15 protein-coding genes are annotated in these 16,068 nt (G+C 54.7%); 12 read left to right on the top strand and 3 right to left on the bottom strand.

From position 1 onward, the window contains the following. Positions 1 to 12: 12 nt before the first annotated feature. On the bottom strand, positions 13 to 1,449 hold the full coding sequence (pdxR, locus tag HQN87_RS15940; RefSeq protein ID WP_173135250.1) for a MocR-like pyridoxine biosynthesis transcription factor PdxR: 1,437 nt from the start codon (positions 1,447 to 1,449) through the stop codon (positions 13 to 15). Positions 1,450 to 1,555: 106 nt separating this feature from the next. Here pdxR and HQN87_RS15935 point away from each other — a divergent pair, with 106 nt between their 5' ends. The 4 genes from HQN87_RS15935 (at position 1,556) to clpB (ending at position 6,841) form a co-directional block, all read left to right on the top strand. Next, on the top strand, positions 1,556 to 2,110 hold the full coding sequence (locus tag HQN87_RS15935) for a GNAT family N-acetyltransferase (protein WP_173135247.1): 555 nt from the start codon (positions 1,556 to 1,558) through the stop codon (positions 2,108 to 2,110). A gap of 214 nt (positions 2,111 to 2,324) precedes the next feature. Further along, entirely contained in the window at positions 2,325 to 2,798 is a 474-nt protein-coding gene (locus HQN87_RS15930) for an Hsp20/alpha crystallin family protein (RefSeq protein WP_173135243.1), read from the top strand. A gap of 293 nt (positions 2,799 to 3,091) precedes the next feature. Next, positions 3,092 to 4,096, top strand: a complete 1,005-nt coding sequence (locus HQN87_RS15925; RefSeq protein WP_173135240.1) for a DnaJ C-terminal domain-containing protein — start codon at positions 3,092 to 3,094, stop codon at positions 4,094 to 4,096. A gap of 102 nt (positions 4,097 to 4,198) precedes the next feature. Next, positions 4,199 to 6,841, top strand: a complete 2,643-nt coding sequence (gene clpB / locus HQN87_RS15920) for an ATP-dependent chaperone ClpB (protein ID WP_173135222.1) — start codon at positions 4,199 to 4,201, stop codon at positions 6,839 to 6,841. A 110-nt stretch (positions 6,842 to 6,951) separates the two neighbouring features. Here the strand turns inward: clpB and HQN87_RS15915 are convergent, their stop codons facing one another. Beyond that, positions 6,952 to 8,889 carry a glycosyltransferase family 2 protein gene (locus tag HQN87_RS15915; RefSeq protein ID WP_254075516.1) on the bottom strand — a complete coding sequence of 646 codons (1,938 nt, stop codon included), beginning with the start codon at positions 8,887 to 8,889 and terminating at the stop codon, positions 6,952 to 6,954. Between the two features lie 207 nt (positions 8,890 to 9,096). Between HQN87_RS15915 and HQN87_RS15910 the strand changes: the two genes are divergently transcribed. Beyond that, a complete protein-coding gene (locus HQN87_RS15910) occupies positions 9,097 to 9,543 on the top strand; it encodes a hypothetical protein (RefSeq protein WP_173135219.1) in 447 nt (148 codons plus the stop codon). A gap of 101 nt (positions 9,544 to 9,644) precedes the next feature. Here the strand turns inward: HQN87_RS15910 and HQN87_RS15905 are convergent, their stop codons facing one another. Next, the gene (locus tag HQN87_RS15905; protein WP_173135216.1) at positions 9,645 to 10,484 is read right to left on the bottom strand and encodes an SDR family oxidoreductase; all 840 of its coding nucleotides are present in this window, start codon (positions 10,482 to 10,484) and stop codon (positions 9,645 to 9,647) included. Between the two features lie 223 nt (positions 10,485 to 10,707). Between HQN87_RS15905 and HQN87_RS15900 the strand changes: the two genes are divergently transcribed. The 7 genes from HQN87_RS15900 (at position 10,708) to HQN87_RS15870 (ending at position 15,984) form a co-directional block, all read left to right on the top strand. After that, positions 10,708 to 11,736 (top strand): AI-2E family transporter, encoded by a 1,029-nt coding sequence (locus HQN87_RS15900; RefSeq protein ID WP_173135213.1) that lies wholly within the window; start codon positions 10,708 to 10,710, stop codon positions 11,734 to 11,736. Positions 11,737 to 11,827: 91 nt separating this feature from the next. After that, positions 11,828 to 12,865: a S66 family peptidase gene (locus tag HQN87_RS15895; protein ID WP_173135210.1), complete on the top strand. Its 1,038-nt coding sequence runs from the start codon at positions 11,828 to 11,830 to the stop codon at positions 12,863 to 12,865. 24 nt (positions 12,866 to 12,889) lie between these two features. Continuing rightward, complete coding sequence (locus tag HQN87_RS15890; RefSeq protein ID WP_173135207.1) at positions 12,890 to 13,282, top strand: hypothetical protein; 393 nt, start codon at positions 12,890 to 12,892, stop codon at positions 13,280 to 13,282. Continuing rightward, positions 13,282 to 13,674: a hypothetical protein gene (locus HQN87_RS15885; RefSeq protein WP_254075514.1), complete on the top strand. Its 393-nt coding sequence runs from the start codon at positions 13,282 to 13,284 to the stop codon at positions 13,672 to 13,674. Before HQN87_RS15890 ends, HQN87_RS15885 begins: the two co-directional genes overlap by 1 nt. 54 nt (positions 13,675 to 13,728) lie before the next feature. Further along, positions 13,729 to 14,553, top strand: coding sequence for a MerR family transcriptional regulator (locus HQN87_RS15880; protein ID WP_173135204.1), 825 nt, complete (start codon positions 13,729 to 13,731; stop codon positions 14,551 to 14,553). Positions 14,554 to 14,638: 85 nt separating this feature from the next. After that, positions 14,639 to 15,409 (top strand): SDR family oxidoreductase, encoded by a 771-nt coding sequence (locus tag HQN87_RS15875; RefSeq protein ID WP_173135201.1) that lies wholly within the window; start codon positions 14,639 to 14,641, stop codon positions 15,407 to 15,409. A gap of 194 nt (positions 15,410 to 15,603) precedes the next feature. Beyond that, complete coding sequence (locus tag HQN87_RS15870; protein WP_173135198.1) at positions 15,604 to 15,984, top strand: hypothetical protein; 381 nt, start codon at positions 15,604 to 15,606, stop codon at positions 15,982 to 15,984. Positions 15,985 to 16,068 lie beyond the last annotated feature (84 nt).

The raw sequence follows: 16,068 nt of genomic DNA, 5'->3' as shown, positions 1-16,068 counted from the left end.
CAAGTTTAAATCTTAAGTGCGTCTTATATAGTTCACCCATATCTCTGCCAGCCTGCGGATGCCCTCATCAATCAGATCCTCGGCGATGCCGCCGAATCCCAGAATGAATTCCGGCTCATCGTAATCCGGCTTATCCCACCACGTATACGACATAGGCGTAACACGGATACCTCCGGCTTCCGCTGCTGCTGCGGCCAGCTCCCTTGCTCTACCCGCTGCGGGAGAGGTCAGGGTCAGGAGAAGATGAAACCCGGCATCCGCTCCGCTGAGCACTGCGGCATCGCCGAAATGCTGCCTGACCGAGCGTAGCAGCAGGTCATGCTTGCGCTGATAGAGCAGCCGCATCCTGCGCAGGTGTCTCTCGAAATGTCCCCGTTCCATGAAATAATGCAGGGCAATCTGATGCAGCCGCGAGGCCGAATGCTCCAGGTACAGCTCACTTCTCAGGCTGTGATAGAGCGGCAGCAGTTCCTCCGGCAGAACCATATAGTGAATGCACAGGGCGGGGGCCACCGACTGCGCGAAGCTGCACATGTAGATGACTGGACTGTCCGCTATAAGCCCTTGAAGCGCAGGAATAGGCCGTCCATGATAGCGGAACTCCCCGTCATAATCATCTTCTATAATGTAACCGCCCGTGGACCGGGCCCAGTCCAGCAATGCAAGGCGTCTGGCTATCGGCATCGCTATGCCCCGGGGGAACTGATGGGAAGGGGAGATGTATACGGCGTCTGCCCCGCTTGGATACAACTTCTCTACTTGCAGACCGTCTTCATCCAGCGGAATGGGCATGACCATATAACCGCTGCGTTTGAATGCTGCGGGCAGCAGGTGATACCCCGGATCTTCAATTCCCAGCCCGCTCACCCGTTCTTTAAGCATCAGGCACAGCAGGGAACACAGCGTATACTGGTCGCCGCCGACTACGATTTGCTTCTCTGTGCAGCGCAGTCCGCGGAATTGCCGCAGATGGGCGGCAATGCTCTGACGCAGCGCCGGTTCCCCCTGCGGATCGCCGTACTGGAGCAGGTCCGGATTCGTAAGCTGCTCCTGATAGAGGCTGCGCCATATTTTGTGCGGGAACAAGGAGAAATCATTACGTGATATATGGAAATCATAAGTATACTGCCGCGAATCGCGGGGAGTGATCGGGCGGGCTGCCGGACGTAACCGTTCACCGTCTTCCGCAGCACTGCTGCCTTTATGCACCGGCAGGATATAATAGCCGCTGCGCGGTTTGCTGGCGATGAAGCCTTCCGCAAGCAACTGCTGATAGGCAAGCTCCACAGGAGTTGCGCTGATTCCGCATAGCGTTGCCAGCCGGCGGATCGAAGGCAGGCGTGTGCCGCTCTCCAGGGAGCCGCCCAGAATCGCTTTTGAGAAATAATTATAGAGCTGTATGTAGTAAGGCAGCTCACTGTGTTCATTCAGATCGGGGACAAGCAGCATCCTTCACCTTCATTCTGTCCTTCGGAATTAGACGTTTTTGTATATTTTATAGTATGCAGTTCTGGTTTACCATAGGAGCTATTACAACAGGCAGGAGATGACGGGAATGAACAGGCATTCGGAGCTGTTAACAGGAGACAAGGTATATCTGCGCCCGCTTAACGGGGAAGACGCTGAGATGTATTACCATATGTTCTATGGCACGGAAGTCCGCAGATTAACAGGGACGAAGAAGCATGTCACCAAAGAGCAGATTGAGCAATATATCGCGCATAAATCTGGAGATGACAGTACGGTGCTGCTGCTTATTGCTCTGAAGGAGAATGATGAGGTCATCGGTGATATCGCCATTCAGGATATAGACGCAGACAACCGCAGCGCAAATTTGCGGATCGCCATCGGGGATGAGCGGCATCAGGGACGAGGGTACGGGCGTGAGGCGCTGCTGCTGATGCTGGAATACGGCTTCGGCATTCTGAATCTGCACAGGATTGAGCTCGAGGTCTACAGTTATAATGCCCGTGCTGCGCATGTGTATGAGTCTATTGGTTTTGTGCATGAGGGGGTGCGGCGCCAGACGCTGTTCTATAACCATGAATACCATGATGTCGTTATGATGGGGATGCTGGAGAGTGAATACCGGGAACGTTATATAAAGTAAAGTCGAATAAAGGTCAAATAAGGTCAAATATTTAAAAATGCTAAAATTTAACCTAAAAAGTGAGCCGAAACGCCGGATTTTCCCGGATTTTCGGCTTATACCGGTTTTGTCATCCCGGTGGATGCAGACTATAATAAAGCCATAGGTCAGACAAAGTCAAAGTCGAACCCATGACCAAACTAAAACTACAAGTCAAATGAGAGGAGAATGGATGATGTTTGATTTAGTTCCTTTTGGTAAACGCAGAGATGATGCATTTGGTGCGCTGGCTAAATCGCTGAATGAAGTGTTCAATGATGATTTCTTCGCACCGCTGACAAGCTCCACGTTGTCCTTCCGGACGGATATCCGCGAGAGTGAAGGGGCGTATCTGATCGAGGCCGAGCTTCCGGGCTTCCGGAAAGAAGAAATCGACATTGATTATTCCAGCCCTTACTTGACGATCAAGGCCGTGCGCAAAGAAGAGAAGAACGAAGAGAACAAGGAGCATCAGACCGTGCGCCGGGAACGGCGGTATGGTGAATATGTGCGCCGCTTCTACGTTCAGGATATCGCTGAAGAGAGTATCCGCGCGTCTCTGAAGGACGGGGTGCTGAGTCTGGAGGTTCCGAAGCGGCAGAAGCCGCAGGGCAAACGGATTGAGATTCAGGATGGCGGGAATGCTTCAGATCCGCAGCAGCTGGAGTAAGCTGTAGAGGAAGGTTGACTTCCAAGTCTGGTTGGAGCAGCCGCTTTACGCGGGAATCCCGGGCTGAGCGGCCGCCGCCGCTGGCCTATCCGGTTCCTTAGTCGGCAGCAGGATTCCGCCGGGCTTTTCATATAGCACTATCATATCAAGGCGCATTGTAGTGGGGTTACCGGCTATAATGCGTCTTTTCCCCGGAGGAAGGATAGGGCGAATAATCGTCCAGGCCAGGAATAGGCTTGATACAGGACGATATGCAGTAAGAGGTTCCCATTATACGAAAGGAGGAGGTACCGGTGGCGGCAAATTACTATGAGCATCTGGGCGTAGACAGGCAGGCCTCGAAGCAGGAGATCAAGAAGGCCTATCAGAGGCTGGCCAAAAAATGGCATCCCGATGTCAACAAGGCCCCGGAGGCAGAGGCGAGGTTCAAGGAAGCGGCGGAAGCCTATGAGGTGCTGGGTGACGAAGAGAAGCGCAGAAGCTATGATGAGGAGCTTCGCTATGGAACCGGCTACGCAGGGTCGCGGGGGCAGCGGAATCACGGGGCAGCCTCCTCTGCGTCATGGGAATCGCCGTTTGGCCCGGACTGGGGCAGCGGAGCCTCTGCTTCCGGCGGCATCCCCGAGGAGGATCTGTTCGGGATGTTCTTCGGCAGCCGGGGAGCTGCTGAACGCAGCGGCTTCGACTTCTTCTCCGGGAGCGGAGAGGGCCGTTCCGGGGGCAGTTCATGGGCTGATGAGTTCAGTACGATGCAGGCCCAGCTTGAGATTACCCTGGAGCAGGCCTACAGAGGCGGCAATATCAGCGTACAGGCGGCCGGCAAGGACCTGAATGTGCAGATTCCGGCACGTTCAGCCGAAGGGACAGTGATCCGGGTGCCCGGCGGCGGAAGCGGGGCGGGCCAGGGGGGCGATCTGCTGATCTCGCTGCGTCTCCTGCCCCATGATATCTATGAACCGGACGGCGGGGATCTGCTCGGCACAGTTGAGATTGCCCCCTGGCAGGCTGTGCTTGGCGGGGAAGCCAAGGTAGCGCTGCCGGATGGCAGCAGCGTGAAGCTGAAGATCCCCGCAGGTATGGCGAACGGCAGAACGCTGCGCCTCTCCGGGAAGGGTCTGAGACGTTCTGACGGGACGAACGGTGATATCCTGTTCCGGATTGAGATTGTCGTTCCGGCAGAGACATCGGAGGCGGAGAAGAAGCTGTACCGCCAGCTTGCCGATTCCGGCAGCTTCCAGGCCGGGGCGAAACGCCACCCTTCAGGCTGGGCGCAGCGGCGTAGGGCGACAACAGGGTAATCATGAATATAAACGCGGCGGTTTGTTATCCGGCTGAACTGACATATGGAATGCTGCGGCTGGGGCTGCAGCAGCATAAATGAATGGAAAGGCGATGATCCTATGGATTTCAATAAGCTTACCCAGAAGCTGCAGGAAGCTGTTGCAGACGCCCAGTCGCTGGCTGCTTCCGGCGGGCATCAGGAGATTGACAATCTCCATCTGCTGAAGGCGCTGCTTCAGCAGCATGAAGGTCTGCTGCCGCGGCTGCTGCAGAAGATGAATATTCCCGCTGCCGGGCTGCTGCAGGATACGGAGACGCTGCTCCAGCGGAAGCCGAGTGTAAGTGGAAGCGGGGCGGGCACGATGCGGCGTTACGCTTCGCCCGCGCTGATCGCCATGCTGGAGCAGGCAGAGCAGGAAGCGGCGAAGATGCAGGACGAATTCGTGGCCGTAGAGCATGCCGTGCTGGCGATGGTCTCGGACTCCCGCAGCGGGAACCGCGAGCTGCGCGGCTTGTTCACAAGCCGGGGGATTACCCGGGAGAAGCTATTAGAGGTGCTGGCGGAGATCCGCGGGCACCAGCGGGTGACCAGCCGCGAGCCGGAAGCCACCTATGAGGTGCTGGAGAAGTACGGCCGCGATCTTGTAGCCGAGGTGCGGGCAGGCAAGATTGATCCGGTGATCGGACGCGATGCCGAGATCCGCCGGGTGATCCGTATCCTCTCCCGCAAGACCAAGAACAACCCCGTGCTGATCGGGGAACCGGGTGTCGGCAAAACTGCGATTGTCGAAGGGCTGGCCCACCGGATTGTCCGCCGGGATGTGCCGGAGGGGCTGAAGGACAAGACCATTTTCTCGCTGGATATGAGTGCCCTGATTGCCGGGGCCAAATACCGCGGGGAATTCGAGGAGCGGCTCCAGGCCGTGCTGAAGGAAATCCGCGAGAGCGACGGACGGATTATTCTGTTCATTGATGAGCTGCATACGATTGTCGGTGCGGGCAAGACCGAGGGAGCCATGGACGCGGGCAACATGCTGAAGCCCATGCTGGCCCGGGGAGAGCTGCACTGTATCGGGGCGACGACGCTGGATGAATACCGCAAATACATCGAGAAAGACCCGGCGCTCGAACGCCGCTTCCAGCAGGTGCTGGTCAGCGAACCGGATGTGGAGGATACCATTTCGATCCTGCGCGGCCTCAAGGAACGCTTCGAGGTGCATCACGGGGTCAAAATCCATGACAGCGCCCTGGTCGCAGCGGGCGTATTATCGAACCGCTATATTACGGACCGGTTCCTGCCGGATAAGGCGATTGACCTGGTGGATGAAGCCTGTGCGATGATCCGCACGGAGATTGACTCCATGCCAGGTGAGATGGACGAGGTGACCCGCCGTCTGATGCAGATGGAGATTGAGGAAGCCGCGCTCAAGAAAGAAACCGACGAGGCCAGCGGACGCCGTCTGGAGCTTCTCCAGCGGGAGCTGGCGGACCTCAAGGAGAAGCATCTGGGCATGACCGTCCGCTGGGAGAAGGAGAAGTCGGCGATTCAGGGCATCCGCGAGCTGAAAAAGATGTTAGAGCAGGCCCGCAAAGACCTGGTCGATGCCCAGGAGATCTACGATCTTAATAAGTCAGCAGAATTAAGCTACGGCATTATTCCTGATCTGGAGCGGCAGCTGAAGGCTGCGGAGGAAGCGGCACAGCAGGATCAGGAGACCCGGCTGCTGCGTGAAGCGGTGACAGAGGAGGAGATCGCCGATATTGTCTCCCGCTGGACCGGAGTTCCGGTAAGCAGACTGGTGGAAGGCGAGCGCGATAAGCTGCTGCGGCTGGAGGACACGCTGCATGAACGGGTGGTCGGGCAGGAGGAGGCCGTCAGGCTGGTGGCGGACGCTGTACTCCGGGCAAGAGCCGGGATCAAGGACCCGAACCGCCCCATTGGCTCGTTCCTGTTCCTGGGGCCGACCGGTGTCGGGAAGACCGAGCTGGCCAAAGCGCTGGCGGTATCGCTATTCGACCGCGAGGACGGCATGATCCGTATCGACATGTCCGAGTATATGGAGAAGCACAGTGTCTCCCGCCTGGTGGGCGCGCCTCCGGGATATGTCGGCTATGAAGAAGGAGGCCAGCTGACGGAAGCGGTACGCCGCCAGCCCTACACCGTGGTACTGCTCGATGAGGTGGAGAAGGCCCATCCCGATGTGTTCAATATTCTTCTGCAGCTGCTGGATGACGGGCGGCTGACCGACTCGCAGGGCCGGGTGGTTGACTTCAAGAATACGATCATCATTATGACCTCCAATATCGGCTCGCCGCATCTGATTCAAGGCACGGACGACAATGGCGAACTGACGGAAGCCGTTAAGGACCGGGTGATGAAGGAGCTTAGCGGCCATTTCCGTCCAGAGTTCCTTAACCGGGTGGACGATATCGTGATGTTCAAGCCGCTGACGCTGGATGAGACCCAGCAGATCGTGGTGAAGCTGGCGAACGGCCTGCGCCTGCGATTGGCAGAGCGGAATATCGGCCTCACGCTCAGTGACCGGGCGGTCCGCTTCATTGCCGAGGAAGGCTTCGATTCCGTCTACGGTGCCAGACCGCTGAAGCGGTTCATCCAGCGCAGCCTGGAGACCCGGGTGGCGCGTGCGCTGATCGCCGGAGAAGCGGAGGAAGGCTCCGTGATGGCGGTGGATGAAACTGGCGGCGAATTGACCGTGCAGATCACGAGACCGGAGCCTGCGGAGACAGTAAGCTCCGTGTAACCTGGGGTCAGACCACTGTCTCCACAGCAGAGGGCTGCTGCAAATCAAAGAAAAAGCGTTCCGCCTTAAGCTTAAGGCTGGAGCGCTTTTTCTTTGAAATATAAGGAATTTTATTCTCTCCAAGGCACCAGATAAGGCTGCGGGTCAAGGATAGACTCATACTGTTCCTTCCAGCCGTATTGTCCGTTCGGGTCCAGCTGCATATAGCGTAAATATTTCTGCTCGCGGTATTCCGGCTTCGACCAGCCGAGATGCTTCAGACGCAGGTTGCTTAACTGATGGCGCAACTCAAAAATATTCTCCGGCAGCCGCCCGCAATGCTGCGGGAGGTTGTTCCATAGATAGTTGAAGTTCTCCCGGTAGCGGAGCAGGAACGGCCGGTAGCTGAAGTGTGCCCGCCAGTAGAGATCCTCACGGTAATGGGTCTCACTCCAGAAATCGTAGAGCCGGAAGCAGAATAATTCGCAATTGTCCGTGCGCAGCAGAGAATCCACTTCTTCCGGGAACCGGTCTTCAAACATCTCATCCGCATCCAGATTGAGAATCCACTCTGGACGGGTGGCTACCACCGCATCCCACTGCTGCTTGCGCAGCTCCGATTCATGGTGGAATTTGGAGACAGGATTGCAGATCAGATGAAGCGGAATACCCTGAAGGACCTCGCGGCAGATGTCTGCCGTGTCATCCGTACTGCCGTCGTCGATGATGACCGCTTCATCAATATATTTGCGGTGTTCCAGAAGGACCTGCCGCAGAAACCGTGAGCCTTCATTCTTGACAATCATGGTAAGGGTCAGCTTAGGCCGGGGGGCAGCAGTGGCCGGTGCCACTGCCGGGGCGGCAACCTCTCCGGAAGCAGCTTGCAGTCTCTCAGAGGCTGCTTCCCCGGAGCCGTCCGCACCCGCGCCTGCTGTCGGATCTGCCATCTCTGCCCCGTCTGCTTCAGCAGCTTCCAGAGCTGCACCGCCAGTATCGTCGTCCCCGTCCGGCTCCTTGGACAAGCGCCGCCGGGCCTCGGCTTGCGTCCAGAGTGCTTCCCACTCTGCTCCTGCCTCCTGCACCCTTTTGTCAGCGGGTGCTGCCTCTGCATCGCCGGTCAGATCCGCACCGGCTGCTGTACCTGCGCTGCCCGGCAGCGCAGCCCCGTGCGCTCCGGCTGGCTCCGCTCCAGCCTGACCCCCCGGTGATTCGGAGTCGTCAGCGGACTCCTCCTCAGCTATAGCGGTCTCCGCGTCTGATGTCAGCCGGATGAACTCTGCCACCAGGTCCAGATCGCTGTCTCTGTAGAGATGCAGCGCCGGGAAATGGGTGTCCACAAACAGCGGAATGCCGAGGGCCGCTGCACGGATGCAGAAATGGCGGTCCTCTCCCCAGTAGGAGATGTTGGGGACCCGGTCGTAGCTGACGCCGGACCCGATGGCCCGGCTGCTGATCAGCGTGCAGGCGCCAAGTCCGCCGACCTCGTAGACTCCGGGCTGCTGCATTCTCAGCAGAAATGCGTAGAAGCGGCGCCGGATCTCTTCAGGCGAGAGTTGTTCTCCTGGGAGAACTTCCCACTGGTTGTATTCGTCATGCATCCAGACCTGCGGCTGCATAAGCGTATTAGGCTGCCACTTAGTCCAGAATATTTCGGAGATAATGTCCTTACCTGTACTGATCAGATGCAGCAGCGTACCCGGATGAAGAATGAGATCGGAATCGATCAGGAACAGGTAGTCATAGCCGAAGGCCTCCGCCCGCCGGATCATCAGATTCTTGAAGCCGGCCACCTTCCAGACCAGACTGGAATGCCAGACATGGGTGTTCTCATCCCGGATATAGTCATCACGATAGCCGGAGGCTTGCAGGAAGACGGAACGGCCGCTTTGGCTGGCGAACTGCTGCAGCAGCTCACTGGAGGCTTCATCCTGGTTATCGTCTATAAGATAGTAATCCAGATCAATATGCCCTAAGTTCAGGCGCAGTAGAGAGTTCAGGAATTGCTCCAGGATTGCCGGTTTCTGATGGATCGGGCTGCCCAGCAGCACCCGGATTCTTTTTGAATTCATAGCAGGCCACTCCAGAATAAGCTCAACATGATAGAACATCCCCTTGGATTCGTGAATAGTTGATATGAATTATATGTATTCAATATATTTAGAGAAGTAACTGATTAACCCTCATTCCCCGAAATAAATAGCTGCTTGCGTGAGAACACCTGGATTGCTGTCTGCCCGAAGGCTGTTGTACAATACCGCTTAAAGGGAGGTTATATCATGGGAGATGTACAGAATAAGGTGAAGCTATCGCAATGGGATGCCCTGCTGCTGGAATCGCTGCGTTCGCTGAGCGGGTCTGACGAAGAACTGCTGCGCCGGGTAGGGGAAAAGGATCTGCCGGCGGATGAGAGTGAATACGGGTTCGACTATGGGCAGCTGTCTGCACTTGCCGATGAACAGCCGGAATTGTTCCGCCAGGCTGTCTTGGAGGGCTATCAGATCAAATATAATACCATCCGTGGTATCCGCACCTGGATTGCTGTTGCACTCGGAATCGAAGCGAAGCTGGAGCTTGCGGAAGGCCAGGAAGCCGTGGAGGCAGAATTGACGGAGGCTGAGAGCATCCGGCTGCAGAAGGTATTGTCCTACGGCTGGGAGATTACCGGCGGTTCTGCCTCGGATGGCAGCGCTGGAACGTACTTGATCAAGCCCATTCAGCGTTAGGAGCCGAGAAGGGGTGAAGGATATTCCGGTTCCCCATATAAGAAGAAGCCCTGTCGCTAGGTGGACAGGGCTTCTTCTATATTCTATAGGGGCCGTAGTGATTACATATTCAACTGGATTCGGCGGGTGCTCAGCACTCCGTCCAGTCCGGTAGGGTCTGTGCTGACCTTGCGCGCGACGAATTCTTCGGCCCGCTCCGAGGTGCGCAGGCGCAGCGGCTTGGTCTCCAGCCGGACCAGCTCCCACATGACATCCGCTACGGATTCCGCAGTCTGCGGCTCTACATTCCGCTCCAGGAACGTTCCTCTATAGGCATCGAGGACCGCCTTATATTCGTCTTCGAGGATGCCGCCGGTGCTAGCCACATGCCCCAGCACGGTGTTGTTGAATTCGGTAGCGATGGCCCCGGGTTCAAGCAGAGTGATGTCGATATTGAACTGCGGCTTGTAATAGGTTGCCAGACTCTCCAGCAGCCCTTCCACCGCGAATTTGCTGGCACAGTAGATCTCATTCATCGGTTGGCCAATCAGTCCGCCGACACTGGAGGTCGCCACAATATGGCCGTAACCGGTCTTGCGCAGCAGTGGCAGTGCGGCCCTGATCGTATGCATAACCCCGTAAACGTTGGTGTCGAAGACATCCTGGATCTCAGGGAACGGCGCCTGCCCGAGCGCTCTAAGGTAGCCGAACCCCGCATTGCAGAACAAGACATCCAGCTTGCCCTGCTCCTGTTCAATCCGGTCCATGACCTGCTGAATGCTCTCCGGCTGAGTGACCTCCAGCTCTACGAACTGCAGACCGTCCACATCACGGTACCGCTCCTGCTCGCGCTCCAGATGGCGGGTCCCGGCATAGACGGCCCAGCCTTCCTGCGCGAACTTCATGGCGGTTGCGAGGCCGATGCCCGAGGAAGCCCCGGTAATACAGATAACTTGTTTCATAAGAATACAGCCTCCATTTATTTGAAATCTATAGCCTTCACACGTTAAACTTATACAATTTTGCCCATATTATAGCATATAGCAGAGGAAATTCCGGTAAGATGACATAAAGTTTGTTTTTTCGCAGAATTGGGCGGTGCCGAAGTTGCTATATTTGTTTTCGGTACGGTACACTATAATAAAAAATCCTAATCGCCAGCGAATGGAGAGGAACAAGGGAACAATGGATGTATTCAAGCGTTATATTGCAAATTTAACAGTCCGTCGCTTCTTGATTTTGGCACTGATAGGACTGCTGCTGTACAGTATTAGAGACATGCTTAATCTCGTGCTGCTGACCTTCCTGATCGCCTACGTAATGAACAGCTTTCAGGTGCTGCTCAGCAAACGGATCGGCAAATTTGTGAAGGTGAACAGCAAGGTCATTATCATTATATTGTATCTGGCGCTCATCACCATGATTGTACTTGCGCTGGTCAAATATCTGCCCAAGGTGTTCTCGCAGATCAAGCAGCTAACCGCATTTCTCGGCACACTAACCTCTGATGATATTCCGCAGAATGAGATTATGCAGTATTTGTTCAATACGGTCAAGGAACTGAACTACCAGAGCTACCTGAATCAAGGGATCGAATACGTCTTCAAAATCAGCAACTGGGGAACGACCTTCGTCTTATCGACGATTCTAAGTCTGGTCTTCATCCTGGAGAAGAATAGAATCGTCAGCTTCACCACGCGCCTGAGAGACAGCAAGATATCCTGGTTCTATGTAGAACTGGAGTACTTCGGCAGGAAATTTATAGCCTCCTTCGGCAAAGTGATTGAAGCACAGATCCTGATTGCGCTGTTCAATACCTTGTTTACAGTTGTGGGGTTATGGATTCTGGGCTTCTTCTTCGAACCCTTCCCGTATCTCTTTGCCCTCTCCATTATGATCTTCATGCTCAGCTTAATTCCCGTTGTCGGCTTCGTTATTTCGCTTATTCCGTTATGCATCATCGGCTACAGCACCGGCGGGCTGATCATGACAGTCTATATTCTGGCGATGATTGCTGTATTGCATGTCATTGAGGGGTACTTCCTTAACCCGAAGCTGATGTCCTCCAAAATGAACCTGCCGATGTTCTACACCTTAGTCGTGCTGCTGTTCTCCGAGCATTATATCGGTGTATGGGGACTGATTCTGGGGATTCCTATCTTTGTCTTCTTCCTGGATATCCTGGATATCAACCGGGATAAGGAAAAGGCCTGATTCTACATCTATAAACAGCATAAGTGATATTCAGACTGCTAAGGTTTGGGTATCACTTTTTTAATATTAAACAAGCAGGAGGAACTACAGGATGATCAGATATCCGGTTTTAGACAAAAAGACAGTAATTGGTGTAACAGCCCCTTCATCGGGAGTGGGGGAGGAGCTTCGTGAACTGCTTGAGCTTGCCTGTGTGCGGCTGCAGAAGCAAGGTTATGGCGTAGAGTGCGGAGCCACGGCATGGACGCAGGAGAAGGCCAAGTCTGCCCCGGCCAGCGTGCGTGCGGCTGAATTCAACGGGATGATGGCTGACGAGCGCATCGGGCTGGTAGCCCCTCCATGGGGCGGAGAGCTGCTGATCGAGATGCTGGAGCAGGTGGACTTCGGGCAGATGAAATGTAAATGGATTCTCGGCTATTCCGATATCAGTGTGCTGCTGCTGGCAGTAACTCTTCGGACAGGTATTGCCACCGCCCACGGCACGAACTTCATTGATCTGCGTGGAGAAGAGACGGACAGCGTGACGGCCATGTGGGAACAAGTATTGTCCACCCCAACCGGTGGGTCCGTCGTTCAGCATTCCTCGGAGCAGTATCAGCTGGAATGGGGAGGCGGCGATCCTTCACCCCATGTGTTCAATCTTACCGAAACGACAAGCTGGAAGACGGTCGGCCATCAGACAATAACCATGCAGGGCCGCCTGCTGGGCGGCTGCATCGACGTAATCCGGCATCTCATCGGCACGCCGTATGGGGATGTGCGGCATTTCCAGCAGCATTACATCCAGAATGAGCCTATCCTGTGGTACCTGGAGAACTGTGAGCTGGCGGTGACGGATCTGCGCAGATCTCTGGTGCAGATGAAGCTGGCCGGATGGTTCGAGCATTGCTCGGGCCTGATGTTCGGCCGAAGCGCAGCTAACCGCCCTGTGGAGAATTACACCGTAGAGGATGTGTACCAGGAGCTGGCTATCGAGCTGGGACTGCCGATTGTGTATGACATCGACTGCGGCCATCTGCCGCCGCAGGTTACGCTGGTGAATGGAGCTTTTGCAGAGGTGGAAGTAGCTGGATCAGAGAGCGGGGACCAGAGCGGCAGAGGAAGGGTTATACAGTATTTTCGGAATTGACTAATCGACTTAGGAGGACTTCATATGAGCTATGATCTGATGATTTTCGAGCCGTCCAGTGCACCAAGGGACAAGAAAGAGTTTATGGCTTGGTTCGAGCAGCAAGTACAGTGGTCGGAAGATCATGAATATAATAATCCGTTGGTCTGCTCCGAGCCGCTGCAGCGCCTGTACAGTAAGCTATCGGAGTATTTTCCCAATATGAATGTGGATGAGGAAGTTTTTGAAGCTATGGAGGAAGCCGGAACGGACAACCGGTTAACCGACTACTCGCTGGGCACCGACGTCATCTATGCGGCTTTCGCTTATTCTGTAGCCGGGGAAGCCTATACTACAATGCGAAGTTTGGCTGTAGAGCATAAGGTAGGATTTTTTAATGTTAGCAGCGATGACGGCGAAATCATTTTCCCTGATTGATGAAGCTTAAGGAACAGGATGAGTACATGGACAATAAACGGACATACCAACCACTCGATAACCTCTCGTCTGAAGAAGTTATGAACGTTCTAAATAGAAATCAACTGGAGGAGCTTCTCATTCTTCCGCTATCAGTAGGTGAGAATCACCCCAATTGGAAATTTGCCCAAGACGTTTGCGTTCAACTTTCGAACCACGAATCTTCAGACGTTAGAGCCAATGCTGTTTTGGGGTTTGCGTATATCGCGAGAACCAAAGGACAGCTGGAAAAACACATCGTTAAACCCGTTGTACTTAGAGAACTCAGAGAAAATCACGAGTATAGCTGGAGAATAACCGATTCGATTGAGGATATTAATCTGTTTATGAAGTGGAACATGGCTTCTAAATAATGCTCGGAGAAATAAGAATCAACTGGGAAAATAATTCACATAAGGGGATTTAGGATGTTCAAAATTGGGGCGTTTGCGAAACTGAGCGGCGTGACTGTGAAGACATTACGCCACTATGATGAACTCAGCTTGTTAAAGCCCGCTCATGTGGACGAAGAATCGGGATACCGTTTTTATACTGCGGAGCAACTGCTAACGATCCGTCGTATCGCCGGTTTCAAAGAGCAGGGTTTAACCCTTGAGAAGATACGGCCGATGCTCACCGGAACCGACTCTCTGACTAAAGCGGAGCGCACGTTGCTTGAGAAACGAAAGGAGCTGGAGCGCCAGATCCAAGAGGCTCAGCGACAAATTACGGTGATCGATGAACGACTCGTACGGATTGAACGGAATGAGGCGGTTGCGGAGGAAGGAACGTTCTTGGTGCGTAGCGTTGATCCGGTTCTCGTCGCTTACGTCCGCGAGACTCTTCCCAAAAACCAACTGTGTCTGTTGCTCGATGAACTGAAGCAGTATGTCCGCTCACATGGGGAAGAGCCGGACGGTGAGATGACAATTGTCTGGCATCGGAGGAGCGATCGCGATGAAGACCCCTCGGACATTGAGGTCGCTATGCCTGTCTCAAAATCGCTTCCTAATAGCGGCAGGGTGAAGATTCACCAAATGCCTGGCATAAAGGAAGCAGCCTCTTACACGCATCAATGTGACCCGTATAAGGATAATTGCAGGGCAAGCGAGACGCTGCGGGCTTGGATTGCTGGTACGGGTTACCGGCCACTTGAGACGATACCGGTTCGGGAGATTTATCTGACGTCGGACAAAGATATGTATGGTCAGCTACGTTTAGCAGAGGCGATCGTGCCGGTTGAACGAGTCTGAAGAATAGAGTAGAGTCCATTCCTTGACTCTCCCCTTATGAGGAGGGTTTATGATGGGATCAACCCATTATAAGGAGTGGATCTACATGAAATTAAAGCGTTTGGAAGGTCGAATCGCAGTCGTTACAGGAGCCAGCCGAGGGATAGGGAGAGCGATCGCGCTGCGTCTCGCCGCTGAAGGTGCTCTAGTCGCTGTACATTATGGTACACGGAAGGATGCGGCGGCAGAGACGGTTTCTACGATCGAAGCAGCGGGAGGTACGGCTTTTGCCATTTGTGCCGAGTTGGATTCTCTGGAGGGGGTCGATCGGCTTCTTCAGGGTTTGGATGAGGAACTTATCCGCAGAACTGGCATTAACCATTTTGATATCTTAATTAACAATGCCGGTATCGGCACATCCCCATCATTTGAAGAGACGGGTGAAGAGGACTTTGATCGGCTGTTCGCTGTCAACGTCAAGGCGCCGTTCTTCCTCGTCCAGCAATCGATCGGACGTCTTAGAGACGGAGGGCGCATTATCAATATCTCATCTGGAGTGACACGAATTGCCTATCCGCATATCATGGCCTACAACCTAACCAAAGGTGCACTAAATACATTCACCCTACACCTGGCTCAGCTTCTGGGTCCGCGGGGTATTACTGTCAACGCTGTCTTGCCCGGTATAATTGATACTGAAGTCAATTCGTCGTGGCTGCACACGCCCGATGGCCGTAAGTCTGCGGTAGAGATGTCGGCACTTGGACGGGTCGGCGAGCCTTCAGATATCGCAGACATTGTCGCCTTCACGGCGTCACCTGACGGCCGGTGGATAACGGGACAAATGATCGATGCGACCGGTGGATCACATTTGTAAAACTGATCTAATTTTGTTTTCCGGGTAGGTCTTTGGTATGGCAGAACAAACGGCCGACTGAGACTATACGACGATTATTATTCAATATGGGTTCTGACTGTTGTCATTGCCGGGCCGAATGGGTAATAGAAATGATTAGAACTTTGGAATTGGCTTAATTTGGAACGGGAGCCAAGGAAACGGAGGGACCAATCATGGCGGCACAGACAGTATCAGGAGTCAGCGGGGTACAGGCTATTCAAGCTTACGGCAGTACACAGAGCGATGTCAGTTCTCTGGAGAAGCAGCGGAACCGGCTGCTGATGGAGCTGGACAAGGTGAATGCGGCGCAGGGCGGAGAGATGCAGACTCCGTATCGCCGGGAGCAGCTGCAGCGGCAAATACGGCAGCTGGAGGCCCACCTGGTACAGAAAAGCGGGAGTACCGCCTCGGCTTCATTGGTGCCCGCTCCCCCGCTCCAAGACCATACCCCGCCCTGGCAGGCGGAGAGTAAGGGCGGCTTCAAGGGCATCGGCCTGACCGATCCCCGGACGGCGACGGTAGATGCTGACGGCCACTTCGACGCGTGGATATAGCTTAATAGCGAAGGTGCGCGATGCTTCCGGTGATGAGCCGGTTTGCCGTGCCCCGATGAAGGTGCACATGGTATGCTTAATTGT

Origin of the sequence: Paenibacillus tritici, from assembly GCF_013204885.1 — a bacterium.
Lineage (GTDB): Bacteria > Bacillota > Bacilli > Paenibacillales > Paenibacillaceae > Paenibacillus_AQ > Paenibacillus_AQ tritici.
Note: the sequence above shows the minus strand (reverse complement) of the source record. Positions and strands in the feature narration are given on the sequence as shown.